The sequence below is a fragment of the Pinirhizobacter sp. genome, from assembly GCF_036499745.1.
Classification (GTDB): Bacteria; Pseudomonadota; Gammaproteobacteria; order Xanthomonadales; family Rhodanobacteraceae; genus Pinirhizobacter.
This window is the reverse complement of the sequence record NZ_DASYDG010000023.1, coordinates 25,863-40,971: the sequence shown is the minus strand read 5'-3', so window position 1 is coordinate 40,971 and position 15,109 is coordinate 25,863. Positions and strand designations below refer to the sequence as shown.

Genomic DNA, 15,109 nt, shown 5'->3' with positions numbered 1-15,109 from the left:
TCATGTCCACGCTCAATATCTCCGCTTACAAGTTCGTCGGCATCGACGATGCACCGGCCTTGCGTGACCGCCTGCTCGAACAATGCACGGCGCTGGCACTCATGGGCACGATCCTGGTGGCGCCGGAAGGCATCAACCTGTTCCTGGCCGGCCCCCGCGAGGCGGTCGACGCGTTCATGGTCTTCCTGCATGCCGATCCGCGCTTCGCCGACATTGCACCGAAGGAAAGCCATTCGGCGCTGCCACCCTTCAGGCGCATGCGCGTGCGCCTGAAGAAGGAAATCATCACCATGCGCCATCCGCTGGTGCGGCCGGAACTTGGGCGTGCACCCTCGGTGCCCCCGGCAACGCTCGCCCGCTGGCTCGATACCGGACGCGACGACGACGGGCGTGAAGTGGTGATGCTCGATACCCGAAACGATTTCGAAGTGGACCAGGGCACCTTCAGCCATGTGGTCGACTACCGGCTGGCGAGCTTCGGTGATTTCCCCGAAGCGGTTGCCGCCGACCGGGGGCGTTTCACCGGCAAGACGGTCGTATCGTTCTGCACCGGCGGCATCCGCTGCGAGAAAGCCGCCATCCACATGCAGGATATCGGCATCGACCATGTCTACCAGCTTGAAGGTGGCATCCTGAAATACTTCGAGGAAGTCGGCGGCGTGCATTTCAATGGCGAATGTTTCGTCTTCGACGACCGCATCGCACTGGATCCATCGCTCCGGCCGGCGACCAAGGCGTGAGCAAGCTTTCCATCGATGTCCAGGGCCGGGGACCTACGTCGCTGGTCATGCTGCACGGCTGGGCGATGCACGGCGGCGTGTTCGATTCACTGGTCGAGCGTTTGCGTGACCGTTTCACGATGTACGTCGTGGATCTTCCCGGCCACGGCCGCTCCCGCTCGTCCTTGCTGCCGCTCGAGCCGCTGGCGATCGCGCGCGCGGTGGCTTCGGCCACGCCGCCAGCAGCGTGGCTGGGATGGTCGATGGGCGGACTGGTCGCGCTGACCGCCGCGCTTGACCTGCCCGGGCAAGTGACGACGCTGGTGATGGTCGATACCTCCCCGCGCTTCGTCCGTGCCGACGACTGGCCCCACGGCAGCGATCCAGCCCTTGTGCGCCAACTGGCCAGCGACCTGGCCGGCGATTACCACGCCACGCTGGAACGTTTCATCGCCCTGGAAGCCATGGGCAGCGGCGATCCGCGCGGCGAGGCACGCCACCTGCGTGAACTGGTGTTCTCACGCGGCGAACCCGATGCCCGCGTGCTGATGGAAGGCATCGCCCTGCTCGAAAACACCGATCTGCGCGGGCGCTTGCCCATGCTTAAACCCCCGAGCCTCTGGCTTGCCGGCCATCGCGACCGCGTGATCCATCCTGCCGCCATGCAGGCGTCCGCGGCGTTATGTGGCGGCAGCTTCATCGATATCCCCCATGCGGGGCACGCCCCCTTCATCGGCCACGCCGACGTTGTTGCCTCCGCCATCACGACCTTCATCGACACACTGCCATGAGCGACTTCCATTTCGACCACCGCCAGGTGCAACGCAGTTTCTCGCGGGCGGCGGCTACCTATGAAGAACACGATGTGTTGCAACGCGAAGTGCAGCAGGGCCTGCTCGAGCGGCTGGCGTTCTTTACCGAAACGCCCGAACGCATCGTCGATGTCGGCGCGGGTACCGGTCGGGGCACGGCGCTCCTCAAGAAAGCCTATGGCAAGGCACAGGTCGTGGCCATCGACCTGTCACTGCCGATGCTGCGGCAGGCGAAGTCCCACTCCGGATGGCTCAAACCCTTCGGCCGCGTCTGCGCCGATGCCCATGCGTTGCCCGTGCACGACCGCAGCGTCGACCTGCTGCATTCGAACCTGTGCTTCCAGTGGTGCGAGGATCTTCCGCGGCTCTTCGCCGAATGCGTGCGTGTGGTGCGTCCGGGTGGCTTCTTCGCCTTTACCACCTTTGGACCGGACACGCTCAAGGAGTTGCGCCAGGCGTGGGCCGAAAGCGACGGGCAGCCTCATGTGGCCCGCTTCCTGGACATGCACGATGTCGGCGATGCCATGCTTTCGGCAGGCTTCAAGGACCCGGTGCTCAGTGTGGAGCGATACACCCTCACCTACGCCGACCCCACCGGCCTGATGAAGGACCTCAAAGGCCTCGGTGCCACCAACGCCGATGCATCACGCCAGCGCGGACTCACCGGCAAGGGGCACTATCGGCGCATGCTCGAGCGCTACGAGGCCTTGCGCGTGGATGGCCGTATCCCGGCTACCTGGGAAGTGGTCACGGCGCACGCGTGGGGCGCTCCCGACGGCCAGGCCCGGGCCAGCGCCGGCGGCGAAGTGGCGAGTTTCCCGATCGACAAGCTCCGCGGCTCGCGGAGGCCACGCGAATAACGCGCCCCGCGGAGGATGTTTCGAGCATGGCCCTGCGCCTTTCCGGCAACTTCCTGGATGAAATGAGCTTCATCCGCGCCGCCGCAAAGCAGGCGTAAGATCTAGCCCAGCTCGGGGGAGCAATGGAGGAAGTCATGAAACGAATCAGTCTTGTCATTGCACTTGCGCTTTCCGGTGTCGGCATGACCGCCATGGCAGGTGAGGAACCCAAGCCTCTTCCAGGCCAGGAAAAAAACGCCGCCATGGACCAGCAGCCCTGCCCCGATGGGCTCGAACGCATGCTTCCTGGCAACTACTACTTCTGCGAAGGCGTTCGCTCTTTCTGGGACGGTAACCGGAATGCGGCGCTCTACAACCTGCAGGAAGCGGCGTCCTGGGGCAGCAAGCGAGCCCAGTACGCATTGGGCGTGGCCTATTTCAACGGCGACCAGCTGCCGAAGAACCGTCCGTTGGGACTGGCATGGCTTACCCTTGCCGCCGAGCGCAAGACGCCAGTCTACGCGGCCACCCAACGTTCGGCGATCGAGCATGCCACCGAGGCCGAGCGTCAGCAGGGATGGCAGGAAATGCAAAAGCTGAAAGTGAAGTATGCCGATGCCGTGGCCCTTAAGCGGGCCAAGACCCGCCTGCACCGCGAATTGCGCCACCTGTCCGCCGGGTCCACCGGCAATACCTACACGTATTACGCCAACGTGTGGAATATCTACGCCGACTACGACAACTCCGACCTCGTCGCGGAACTTGGCCCGCAGGACTTCGGGCATGCGTTGCCGTTCCCGATCGACATGCATGGCAATGGGTACCGGCACTACTACGATGCCCCGGCCTACGGGGCCCGCTCATTCAGCCCGGCGGTACGCCAGACAAGCGCGCCGGCACGCTCCGCCGCGGCAGCGCCGGCCGCCGGCAAGGGACGGTAGGCTTCACGGCCGGCAAGCGGCTTCCTGCTTGCCGGCTTATCCGAGCGTTGCCGACAACCGCGCCGTATCCCGCGGCGCCTTGACCTTCATGTCGTCGAATGCAAACGCGAGGGCGATGGTGGGCCCGTGAATGTTTCGGTGTCGGGTAAGCTCGTGGTTTTCGCACGGCCCGCACTCATCCATGAACGACATGTCCAGCCGACGCGGCGCCCTGGTCGCGATGGGTGTCACCGTGCTGATCTGGTCCTATAGCTGGATCGTGATGAAGCAGGTGCTGCGCCACGCCGGCCCGTTCGACTTTGCCGCATTGCGCTATGTCGGCGGGGCTGTGCTGCTGTTCGCCGGCATGGCGGTGACGCGTCAGTCGCTGCGGCCGCCGCCGCTTGGACCGACGATCCTTATCGGCCTGTTGCAGACCGCTGCGTTCCAGGGCCTGGGCCAGCTTGCGCTGATCGCCGGTGGCGCCGGACACGTGGCGCTGCTGGCCTACGCCATGCCCTTCTGGGCCGTGCTGATCGCCTGGGTCGGGCTGGGCGAGGCGCCCACGCGAAGACAGTGGACGGGTGTAGCCCTTGCGGCCATCGGGCTGGTCTGCGTGATCGAGCCCTGGAACGGGCTGGGCAATGCCACCAGCACCTTGCTGGCGCTGGCGGGCGGGCTTTGCTGGGCGGGCGCCACGGTCGCCTCCAAGCGGCTGTTCCAGAGGCATCCGGTTCAACCGCTCTCCCTCACCGCCTGGCAGATGGCCTTCGGTGCCGTCGCGTTATCGATCGCGGCCCTTTGCATACCGCAACGCCCGATCGAATGGGTGCCCGCGTTCATCGCCGGGCTCGCCTATAGCGTGGTGGCCGCCTCCAGCATCGCGTGGGCGCTCTGGGCACTCGTGGTCAAGCGGTTGCCGACCGCGGTGGCGGCAATATCAACCCTGGCCGTGCCGGTGACGAGCGTGGGCCTGGCCTGGCTTCTGCTTGGCGAAACGGTTTCGCCGATGGGCGTCGTGGGCATCGCCTTCATCGTCGCAGGCCTCGTGGCCGTGACGGGCCTGGGCCGCTCACCAGGGAAGTGAGTCCAGATCCACGTTTCCACCGGTAAGCACCAGTCCGATCCGCTTGCCGGCGAATAACCGCGGTTCCTTCAGCACGGCCGCCAATACGGTAGCGCTTGAGACTTCAACGATCATCTTCATGTGTGTCCACACCAACCGCATGGCGGTGATGCACTCTTCGTCGGTCACCGTGGTCACCTTCACGCCATGACCGGATAGCACGGTGAAGTTCGTTTCGCCGATGGCAGCGCGAAGGCCGTCGCAGATCGTATCGGGCACGAAGTCGACATCGCGCCTGCCCGACGTTAGCGACCGGCTGGCATCGGCAGCGCCAGCGGGCTCGGCCGCGTGGACGACCACCGAAGCATCCAATCCTTGCGCGGCGATCGTGGTGCCGGCTGCGAGGCCGCCACCGCCTACCGGTATCACGATCATGTGCAGGCCAGGCGCTTGCGCCATCAGTTCAAGGGTCGCCGTGCCCTGCCCGGCCATCACCTGCGTATCGGCATAGGGGTGCACCAGCACCGCGCCGGTCTCCTCCTGCACCTGCGCGGTCATGGCCTCACGCGCGGCCTGGGTCGGCGCGCAGCGGTGCACCACCGCACCGGCCTCTTCGATCAACGCCAGCTTCGCGCGCACGGCGCCTTCGGGCACGATGACATGCGCGGCGATGCCTCGCGTAGCCGCCGCCATCGCCAGCGCGGTGCCGTGGTTACCGGACGAATGCGTTACCACCCCCCGCGCGGCGGCGACTTCGTCCAGTGCCCACACGGCATTGCACGCACCGCGGAATTTGAACGCGCCGCCCCGCTGCAGGTTTTCGCATTTGAAGAACAGCTCCGCTCCCGCCAGGGCATCAAGGGCGTCATGGCGCATCACCGGTGTCACCACCGCATGGCCTGCGATGCGCGCGGCGGCATCGCGAACATGGTCGAACGTGGGCGCCGTTACCATGTCAGTTCGATCCCGCAGGTAAAGCTGCGCTCGGCGCCGGACGCCAGGCGCACAAGATCCGCACTGTCATCACGATTGAAAGCGTTGGTCAGCGTTTCCATCGGTTCCATGGCAACCGATGTGCGCGGCTCGCGCGGCACCGTGTCGCCGGTGAACACCAGGCCCACGCCGTCGGTTTGCCAGACGCGTACTTCCAGCGCGCCTTGTGGATCGCGCAGCCGCATGCGCGCACGACCATCGGCTTCACGCTGCAGGTTCGCGTAGGCATTGTCCACCCGGGTAGCGCCAATAGCGTGCATGGCGCGGAAATCGAGCGATGGGTCGACCTCGTCCAACGATGCGAACGCGGCCTTGCCCGGCAGCGGGATGGTGCCGGCATCCGTGCGCACGAGCGATGCCGCGTCGACCTGCAGCAGCCATTCGTCCACCTGGCCGTTCGGCATGCGGAAATACGGGTGCCAGCCGAAGAAGCAGGGCGCGTCTTCGTCGCCCACGTTGCGAAGCACCGCTTGCAGGGTGATGCCGTCGGCGTCGAGTGTGAAGCGGATGGTAGTGTCGATGGCAAAGGGATAGCCCGGGTACACACCCGGCCGGATGCTGCCATTGAAGAAGGCCACCGAAACCCTGTCCTCGCCGACGAATTCATCGGCGATGGTGAAATCGGCCGTGCGCAGGAAGCCGTGGCGCACACCCCGGTCGGCCGTGACCCCGGGTTGCATGTCGTGTTCGACGCCATCGAACCGGTATCGGCCATCCACGATGCGGTTGGCGAATGGGGCCATGATGGCGAAACGCGCACTCTTGCCGGCCGCCAGTTCTGCCTCGTCATGGAAACCGTCGGCTACCTGGAAGGCTCCGCCAGCCAGGGGCACCTCGATGCCCACTACCGTGGCCCCGCGTTCGGCCACGCGCAATACCAGCCCCCGCTCATGGTCGGTAAGCACAACCAGGGGAAATCCCCCCATGAAGGCCCGGGTGATGCTGAATCGGTTCATCGAAAGGTCCTGCCAAGCCGAAAAGCCGCATGTTAGCCTGCCGGTTCAGCCTTGGCGCGATCAACGACATGAATGCACGCAACGATAGTGCCGCCCCCGCCGTGCGGCTGGCCGAGTACGCGCGACCCGCCTGGCGTGTGGCCCACGTGGATCTCGACTTTTCCCTGGGGATCGACCAGACCGAGGTGATCGCCAGGCTCGACCTCAGCCGCGATGGCGAACCGGGCGCCCCGCTGGAGCTCGACGGGGAAGACCTCGAACTGCTCGAAGTACTGATCGATGGCGAAGCTGTGCCGCCCACGCGCTACGAAGCGAGCGAGCGCGGCCTGGTAGTGCACGACGTACCCGATGAGTTCGTGCTGACCACCCGTGTCCGCATCAAGCCGTCGACCAATACCGCGCTGGAGGGTCTTTACCTCTCCGGCAGCCGCGAGGCCGGCTTCCTGCTTACCCAGTGCGAAGCCCAGGGTTTCCGCCACATCACCTATTTCCCGGACCGCCCGGACGTGCTGGCGCGCTACACCGTCACCTTGAACGCCGATGCCCGGCGCTTCCCGGTATTGCTGGCCGGTGGAAACCCCGCCGGCTGCGGGGAACTTGGCGACGGCCGCCACTGGGCACGCTTCGTCGATCCGCATCCCAAGCCCAGTTACCTGTTTGCGCTGGTGGCAGGGCACCTGGAGCGGATCAGCCACGACTACGTCACCGCCAACGGCCGCGCCGTGCAGATCCACATCTGGGCCGAGGCCGATGTGGTCGATCGCTGCCACTACGCCATGGATGCCCTGGTGCGTTCGATGCGGTGGGATGAAAAAACCTACGGACGCAACTACGACCTGGATGTCTTCCACGTGGTCGCCACCCATGACTTCAACATGGGTGCGATGGAAAACAAGGGCCTGAATATCTTCAACGCCAAATACCTGCTGGCGGACCCTGACAGCAGCACGGACGATGAATACCTGCACGTGGAAGCGGTGGTGGCACATGAGTACTTCCACAACTGGAGCGGGAACCGGGTCACCTGCCGCGACTGGTTCCAGTTGAGCCTCAAGGAAGGGCTCACCGTGTATCGCGAGCAGAGTTTTTCTGCCGACATGAATTCGGCGGCGTTGAAGCGCATCGAAGACGTCGCCCTGCTGCGCCGCGCGCAATTTCCCGAAGACGCAGGCCCCCTGTCGCATCCGGTACGCCCGGCCGAGTACCGCGAGATCAATAATTTCTATACGGCCACGGTGTACGAGAAAGGTTCAGAGCTGGTGCGCATGATCGCAGGCTCGCTGGGGCGGACGGGTTTCCGCCGCGGCATGGATGCCTATTTCGAACGCCACGACGGCGAGGCCGCGACCATCGAGGATTTCCTGGCCGCGCTGGGCGATGCAAACGGCGTGGACCTCACCCCTTACCTGGCCTGGTATGCACAAGCCGGCACGCCGCGCCTGCGCGGCCGCGGCTCGTTCGATCCGGGCCAACGCCGCTATACGCTGCACCTGTCCCAGGAGACCTCACCCACGCCGGGCCAGGGCGCCAAGCAGGCCTTGCCGATCCCGGTGAAACTGGCCCTGTTCGCCAATGACGGGCGCATGCTGCCACTGCGCATGCCCGGTGAATCGCGCCAGGCCGCGGCCGACGAACGCGTGATCGTGCTCAGCCATGCCGAGCGCGACTTCGTCTTTGAGGACATCGGTGAGGAAGTCGTGCCCTCCCTGCTGCGTGGTTTCTCCGCTCCGGTCATGCTGGAGTACGACTACGCGCCCAGCGAGCTTGCACTGCTCCTTCGCCACGACGTGGACGGCTTCAATCGCTGGGAGGCCGGGCAGCAGCTGGCCGCGCTGGCGTTCGATGCCTGCCTTTCGGGTGGGGACGCCCACGGTGCTACTGATGCCTGGACTGCATCGATCGCGTCGATCTTTGCCGATCCATCGATGGATGATGCCTTGCTGGCCGAATTGCTCACGCCGCCAGGCGAGATCGAGCTTGCCGATCGCCAGCCACGGCACGATCCGGTCGCCGTACACGGGGCGCGCCAGCGCCTGCTGTCGCGCCTGGCCATGCGTGTGGGCGCCAGCAATCTGGAGGCGCGTTATGCGGGTCTGCTCGCCCGTGCCAGCGCTGATCTGGACTCAGCTGCGCAAGCCAGGCGGCGCCTGCAACGCCGCGTGCTCGATCTTCTCGCCGCGGTGGAACCGGCCAGGGCCGCTTCGCTTGCCGCGCGGCAATACGAGAGTGCCCCCGGCATGACCGACCGCCTCGCGGCACTGGCCACCCTTGCGCGTACGGACGAAGCCGGCGCTGCCAGCCAGCTTGCACACTATCGCGCACGCTACGATGCCAATCCGCTGGCCCTGGACAAGTGGTTCATGTTGCAGGCTGCCCTGCCCGGCGAAGGCGCGCTTGCCCGCATGCAGCGGCTGGAAACCGATCACGCGTTCAACCTCAAGAATCCCAATCGGGTGCAATCGCTGATGGGCGCTTTCGCACGCTCCAATCCCACCGGCTTCCACCGCGTCGATGGCGCCGCCTATGACTGGTTCGCCGATCGCCTGTTGCAGATCGATGCCATCAATCCACAGGTGAGCGCGCGGCTGGGCACTGCGTTCAACGGCTGGGCGCGCCTGGTTGAGCCCCAACGTGAACTGGCGCGCACGGCGGTCAACCGGATGCAGGGCCACGAAGGGCTTTCACGGGACCTGGCCGACATCCTGGATCGCGTGGTCGGGGACTGAACAGCAAAACGCCCCGCGTGGCGGGGCGCTCCTGGCTGTCAAACGCGAGCCGGTCAGGCAGCGAGCAGCGAAATTTCCTGGCGGACGCGGACGATACGCTGCTCAAGGCGGGGCGCCACGGCAGCACGTTTTTCCTCGTCGCGGCCTTCCAGGTGCTCCATCGCCATTTCCAGACGACCTAGCTCGATCAGCAGATCGTGGTGCCTGTAGACAGGTTCCAGTTCATGAGATCCCATGGCAATTCTCCTCCCGAAGCACTTGGTAAGCAGGACGATGCATGGGTCATGCCACGAATGTGATCTACATCACACTATTTAAGGCATAGACAAAAACCTGACGTACTGCGTCACGAGATGCCGCATACCGGCATATCGACAACGAAAAAGTCACACGCCGTTCATTCGAACAGCGTAAATATTCGGGGTAACAAAAAACCGCAACAAGTGCGGTTCTTTTGATGCCAGCCTTAAACGGTTTCTGGCGCCCGGCACACGGTCATCCTGGATTCCCCCTGTTCCTGAGACCGCCGGGCGCCAGATCCTCCTTTTCCAGCTTGCTACCCTCCCCGGCACGCGGTCCGGCCCCTGTCGCCTGACCTCAGCGCGCATCATGCGCAGCATCTGCCCGGGGGAAGTGCCCGGCCATTCATGCATCAGCCATGCCAGAAAGGCATTCGTTAAGCTCGTTTATGCGCGTCTGGCATTCGATCAGTCCGTCTTGACCATGGTTGCCGTACACGGGCCCTACACGGGTTAAAATCGGCATCTCCTGCCCTTACGCGTCACTTTTCTCCATGTCGCTCACCCATCCCACCCGCTACGACGTGATCGTCGTGGGCGGCGGCCACGCCGGTACCGAGGCGGCCCTGGCGGCCGCGCGCAGCGGTGCGCGTACGTTGCTGCTTTCGCACAACATCGAAACCATCGGCCAGATGAGCTGCAACCCGGCCATCGGCGGCATCGGCAAGGGCCACCTGGTGCGCGAGATCGATGCCCTGGGCGGGGCGATGGCGCATGCGGCAGACCGTGCGGGCATCCAGTGGCGCACGCTCAATGCCTCCAAAGGCCCGGCTGTACGGGCCACGCGCTGCCAGGCCGACCGCGTGCTCTACAAGGCCGCCATCCGCCGGATGGTTGAAACGCAGCCGAACCTTGAGCTTTTCCAGCAAGCCGTGGACGACCTCCTGCTCGAAGGCGACCGCGTGGTCGGCGTACGTACGCAGATGGGCCTGGCCTTCCATGCGGCGACCGTCGTGCTCACCGCAGGCACGTTCCTGGCCGGCAAGATCCACATCGGCCCGGCGCAGTACGCGGGCGGCCGAGCGGGCGATCCCCCGGCGTCCACCCTGGCCAGCCGCCTGCGCGAACTGTCCCTGGGCGCCGATCGCCTGAAGACCGGCACGCCGCCGCGCATCGACCTGCGCAGCATCGACACCTCGGTGATGGATGAACAACCCGGTGACAACCCTGCGCCGGTGTTCTCCTTCATGGGAACCCGTAGCGAACACCCGCGCCAGGTGAGCTGCTGGATCACCCATACCAGCGAGCGCACGCACCAGATCATCCGTGGCGCACTGGATCGCTCCCCACTGTACAGCGGCCAGATCGAGGGTATCGGTCCACGTTATTGCCCTTCCATCGAAGACAAGGTGGTCCGCTTCGCCGATAAGTCCTCGCACCAGGTATTCGTCGAGCCCGAGGGGCTGGACACCTTCGAGGTCTACCCCAACGGCATCTCCACCTCGCTGCCCTTCGACGTGCAGCTTGAACTGGTTCGTTCCATCCGCGGCTTCGAGAACGCGCACATCACGCGGCCGGGCTATGCCATCGAATACGACTACTTCGACCCGCGCGGCCTGAACCCGTGGCTGGAAACCCGTGCGATCGGCGGCCTGTTCTTCGCCGGCCAGATCAACGGCACCACCGGATACGAAGAAGCTGGCGCGCAGGGCCTGGTGGCCGGGCTGAACGCCGCCCGCCAGGCGCGTGGCGAGGCCCCGTGGTTCCCGCGGCGCGACGAGGCGTATATCGGCGTGCTGATCGACGACCTCACCACCAACGGCACCATCGAGCCCTACCGCATGTTTACCTCGCGGGCGGAATACCGCCTGCACCTGCGCGAGGACAACGCGGACCTGCGCCTTACCGAAACCGGCCACGCACTAGGCGTGGTCGACGACCAGCGCCTTTCCCGCCTGCTCGCCAAGCGCGAGGCCACCGACGCCGAGACCGCCCGCCTGCGCGCCACCTGGGCAGCGCCTGGCAACGCCCTGGGTGCCGCCGTCACGGCCACCCTGGGCCTGCCGCTCAGCCGCGAGACGAATGCGCTGGACCTCCTGCGTCGTCCGGAGATCGACTACACCGCGCTGATGGCCGTTCCCGGCATGGGCCCGGCCGTGGCCGACGAGCACGTGGCCACACAGGTCCAGGTGCAAGCCAAATACGCCGGTTACCTGGAGCGCCAGCACGAGGAAATCGCCCGCCAGCGCAAGCACGAGGCCCTGGCCATCCCCGCCGGCTTCGATTACGACCGTGTGCGCGGGCTCTCCGCCGAAGTACTGCTCAAACTCAAGCGCGGCCAGCCGGCGACCATCGGCCAGGCATCGCGCATCAGCGGCGTCACCCCCGCCGCGATCTCGCTATTGCTGGTACACATCAAACGACGCGCCGCCTGACTTCCGACGGTTACGGACGGCTGACGCCCCGTGCGATCATCGGGCCAGTCCTACACGGAGTTCATCATGGAAGTCTGGATTGGCCGAAACGGCGAGCGGTTCGGCCCCTACAGCGAGGCCGACATCCGCCAGTGGCTGCGCGAGGGGTCGCTCAAGCCCGGGGAATTGGCCTGGCACGCGGGCCTCACCGACTGGCAGCCGGCCGGCGACCTGTTCCCGGGTGAAGCTCCCGCTGGGGGCAGCGCCACGCCAATGCCGCCACCGCCACCGCCAGCGCAGCCATGGGTGGCCGACCCGCAGCCCTACGCCGGCTTTTGGAAGCGCCTGGTGGCCTACATCCTGGACGGGTTCATCCTGTGGATCCCGAACATCATCATCGGCAACCTGCTCGGTGGCACTGCCGCCCAGCTGGCGATGATGCACACCATCGAAAACGCCAATAACGACCCGGCGGTGCTGATGGCTGCCTACGGCGCCTTCTGGAGTGCGATGCTGCCGGTGATCGGCGTACAGTCGCTGGTGACCTGGGCCTACTTCGCCTTGTGTGAAAGCTCCGCCATGCAGGCCACGCCCGGCAAGCTCGCCATGGGCATCCGCGTTACCGATTACGAGGGCCGGCGGATCACTTTCCTGCGGGCCACCGGCCGTCATTTCGGCAAGATCATCAGCTCACTGACCTTGTGCATCGGCTTCATGATGGCCGGATGGACCGAGCGCAAGCAGGCCCTGCACGACATGATGGCCAGCACCCTGGTGGTGAACGGGCGCGCCAGCGCCGCCCGCAACAACCCGCAACAGCCTGCACCGCGCAGCGACGACGGCTCGTTCAGCGCCTGACCGCGCTTGCTATGATGCGGGGTTCGTATCAACGGAACCCGCATCAAGCATGCTCTCGATCGAACAACGCATTGCCCAGGACGTCGCCGCCAAGCCCGAACAGGTGCGCGCGGCGGTGGAACTGCTCGACGGCGGCGCCACCGTGCCGTTCATCGCCCGCTACCGCAAGGAAGTCACCGGCGGGCTGGATGACATCCAGCTGCGCCTGCTCGAAGAGCGCCTGCGCTACCTGCGCGAACTGGAAGATCGCCGCAAGGCCATCCTCGACTCCATTACCGAGCAGGGCAAGCTCACCGACGCACTGAAGGCCGATATCAGCGAAGCCGACACCAAGGCGCGCCTGGAAGACCTCTACCTGCCTTACAAGCCCAAGCGCCGTACCAAGGCGCAAATTGCACGCGAGGCGGGCCTCGAACCGCTGGCCACGACGCTGCGCGAGGATCCCACGCAGGATCCCGATGCATTGGCCGCCACCTTCGTGGATGCAGAAAAGGGCGTGGCCGATATCCGCGCCGCGCTCGACGGCGCCCGCGCCATCCTGATGGAAACCATCGCCGAAGACGCCCATCTGGTGGGCGAGCTGCGCGACTGGATGTGGGACGTCGGCCAGATCAAGGCCCGCGTGTTGGAAGGCAAGGAAAACGAAGGCGCGAAGTTCCGCGACTACTTCGACCACATGGAAAGCGTGGCGAAAATTCCCTCGCACCGTCTACTGGCACTGATGCGCGCGCGCAACGAAGGCATCCTCGAACTGGACCTGGTGCCTGGAAGCGATGCCGAGCAGGGTCACGCCGAGGGCGAGGGCCGTGTGGCCGCGCGCGCCGGCATCGTCGACCGCAAACGCCCGGCCGATGACTTCCTGCGTGAAACGGTACGGCTGACCTGGCGCGTGAAGCTGCATCTTCACCTTACCCTCGACCTCTTCGGCCGCGTGCGCGAAGGCGCCGAGGACGAAGCCATCCGCGTGTTCAGCGAGAACATGAAGGATCTCCTGCTCGCCGCACCCGCCGGCAACAAGGTGGTGATGGGCCTTGACCCGGGCATCCGCACCGGTTGCAAGCTCGCCATCGTCGATGCCACCGGCAAGCTGCTGGCCCACGACACCATCTACCCGCACGAACCGCGCAACCAGTGGGACCAGTCCCTCGCCCGCATCGCGGCGCTGTCGAAGCAGCATGGCGTGAACCTGATCGCCATCGGCAACGGCACTGCCTCACGCGAGACGGACAAGCTCGCCGGCGAAGTGATGAAGAAACACGCCGACCTAAAGCTCTCCAAAATCGTGGTGAGCGAAGCCGGCGCCTCGGTCTATTCCGCATCGGAACTTGCCTCGAAGGAATTCCCGGAACTGGATGTATCCATCCGCGGCGCGGTATCCATCGCCCGCCGACTGCAGGATCCCCTGGCGGAGCTGGTGAAGATCGAACCCAAGGCGATCGGCGTGGGCCAGTACCAGCACGACGTGAACCAGGTGAAGCTGGCCCGCGCGCTCGATGCGCGCGTGGAAGACTGCGTGAACGCCGTGGGCGTGGATGTGAACACGGCCTCCGCTCCGCTGCTGGCCCGCGTGGCGGGCCTGTCGTCGAGCGTGGCCGAGAACGTGGTCAAGCATCGTGACGCACACGGCGCTTTCGACAGCCGCAAGGCCTTGTTGAAGGTGCCACGCCTGGGCGACAAGGCCTTCGAACAGTGCGCAGGCTTCCTGCGCATCGCCAATGGCAGCAATCCGCTCGATGCAAGCTCCGTGCATCCGGAAGCCTACCCGGTGGTCGAGCGTATCCTGAAGCAGTGCGGCCGCGAGGTGCGCAACATCATCGGCGACACCTCGTTCCTGCGCGGATTGAAACCCGAGCAGTTCACCGACGAAACCTTCGGCGTGCCCACGGTGCGCGACATCCTTAAAGAGCTGGAAAAACCCGGCCGTGACCCACGCCCGGAATTCGTGGCGCCGTCATTCGCCGAAGGCGTGGAAGACTTGAAAGACCTCGCCGTGGGCATGGTGCTGGAAGGCCGCGTCACCAACGTAGCCGCGTTCGGCGCCTTCGTCGACATCGGCGTGCACCAGGATGGTTTGGTCCATGTGTCGGCGCTGTCGCACACCTTCGTCAAGGATCCTCGTGACGCGGTGAAGGCCGGTGACATCGTCAAGGTCAAAGTGATGGAAGTGGATCTGCCGCGAAAGCGGATCGGGTTGTCGATGCGACTGGATGATGTGCCCGGTGAGGCACGTGGTGGCAAGCCCGCGGCGCGTGATGGTGGCCGCGATAACCGTGGCGGCAACGACAATCGTGGGCCGCGTGGTGGTGGTGGCGGTGATCGCCGCGCACCTATAGCGCCGAAGCCTACCCCGGCTCCGGGCAATAGTGCGTTCGCCGATGCGTTTTCCAAAGCGTTGAAGCGGTGAGCATGCAGGCCGAATACGACGTGCGCCGCGAGATTCGATGACGCAAGGAAACATTGAAGAGCCGGCGAAAGCCGGCTTTTCTTTGCCCAGACTTGAGCGATTTCTTATGGCGCACCGCAACATGCGCTTCCGTATGTGTTGCATTAACGTAACGATTCTCTAA

The 15,109-nt window shown here is 65.3% G+C and carries 12 protein-coding genes; 9 read left to right on the top strand and 3 right to left on the bottom strand.

Annotated elements, in window-relative coordinates; all coding sequences use genetic code 11:
* The first annotated feature begins 2 nt into the window (after window positions 1-2).
* From VGM61_RS07980 to VGM61_RS07960, 5 genes are all read left to right on the top strand, one after another.
* On the top strand, window positions 3-740 hold the full coding sequence (locus tag VGM61_RS07980; protein ID WP_331522230.1) for a sulfurtransferase: 738 nt from the start codon (window positions 3-5) through the stop codon (window positions 738-740).
* Complete coding sequence (bioH, locus tag VGM61_RS07975; protein WP_331522229.1) at window positions 737-1,510, top strand: pimeloyl-ACP methyl ester esterase BioH; 774 nt, start codon at window positions 737-739, stop codon at window positions 1,508-1,510. The genes VGM61_RS07980 and bioH overlap by 4 nt, the downstream gene beginning before the upstream one ends.
* Window positions 1,507-2,391, top strand: coding sequence for a malonyl-ACP O-methyltransferase BioC (gene bioC, locus VGM61_RS07970; protein ID WP_331522228.1), 885 nt, complete (start codon window positions 1,507-1,509; stop codon window positions 2,389-2,391). The genes bioH and bioC overlap by 4 nt, the downstream gene beginning before the upstream one ends.
* Before the next feature lie 134 nt (window positions 2,392-2,525).
* Window positions 2,526-3,311, top strand: coding sequence for an SEL1-like repeat protein (locus VGM61_RS07965; RefSeq protein WP_331522227.1), 786 nt, complete (start codon window positions 2,526-2,528; stop codon window positions 3,309-3,311).
* Window positions 3,312-3,492: 181 nt separating this feature from the next.
* Window positions 3,493-4,377, top strand: a complete 885-nt coding sequence (locus VGM61_RS07960) for a DMT family transporter (RefSeq protein ID WP_331522226.1) — start codon at window positions 3,493-3,495, stop codon at window positions 4,375-4,377.
* On the opposite strand, the gene VGM61_RS07955 is transcribed toward VGM61_RS07960, so the two are convergent.
* Window positions 4,363-5,310: a pyridoxal-phosphate dependent enzyme gene (locus VGM61_RS07955; protein WP_331522225.1), complete on the bottom strand. Its 948-nt coding sequence runs from the start codon at window positions 5,308-5,310 to the stop codon at window positions 4,363-4,365. The two genes, VGM61_RS07960 and VGM61_RS07955, sit on opposite strands and share 15 nt — an antisense overlap.
* A complete protein-coding gene (locus VGM61_RS07950; protein ID WP_331522224.1) occupies window positions 5,304-6,305 on the bottom strand; it encodes an aldose epimerase in 1,002 nt (333 codons plus the stop codon). Before VGM61_RS07950 ends, VGM61_RS07955 begins: the two co-directional genes overlap by 7 nt.
* Window positions 6,306-6,373: 68 nt before the next feature.
* On the opposite strand from VGM61_RS07950, the gene pepN reads away from it, so the two are divergent.
* Complete coding sequence (gene pepN, locus VGM61_RS07945) at window positions 6,374-9,031, top strand: aminopeptidase N (protein WP_331522223.1); 2,658 nt, start codon at window positions 6,374-6,376, stop codon at window positions 9,029-9,031.
* A gap of 53 nt (window positions 9,032-9,084) precedes the next feature.
* Here pepN and VGM61_RS07940 read toward each other — a convergent pair whose 3' ends face one another.
* Window positions 9,085-9,267 (bottom strand): hypothetical protein, encoded by a 183-nt coding sequence (locus VGM61_RS07940; protein ID WP_250624483.1) that lies wholly within the window; start codon window positions 9,265-9,267, stop codon window positions 9,085-9,087.
* 557 nt (window positions 9,268-9,824) lie between these two features.
* Here VGM61_RS07940 and mnmG point away from each other — a divergent pair.
* The 3 genes from mnmG (at window position 9,825) to VGM61_RS07925 (ending at window position 14,946) form a co-directional block, all read left to right on the top strand.
* Entirely contained in the window at window positions 9,825-11,705 is a 1,881-nt protein-coding gene (gene mnmG / locus VGM61_RS07935; RefSeq protein ID WP_331522222.1) for a tRNA uridine-5-carboxymethylaminomethyl(34) synthesis enzyme MnmG, read from the top strand.
* 66 nt (window positions 11,706-11,771) lie between these two features.
* Window positions 11,772-12,542: an RDD family protein gene (locus tag VGM61_RS07930; RefSeq protein ID WP_331522221.1), complete on the top strand. Its 771-nt coding sequence runs from the start codon at window positions 11,772-11,774 to the stop codon at window positions 12,540-12,542.
* 49 nt (window positions 12,543-12,591) lie between these two features.
* Window positions 12,592-14,946 carry a Tex family protein gene (locus tag VGM61_RS07925; protein WP_331522220.1) on the top strand — a complete coding sequence of 785 codons (2,355 nt, stop codon included), beginning with the start codon at window positions 12,592-12,594 and terminating at the stop codon, window positions 14,944-14,946.
* The last annotated feature ends 163 nt before the right edge of the window (window positions 14,947-15,109 follow it).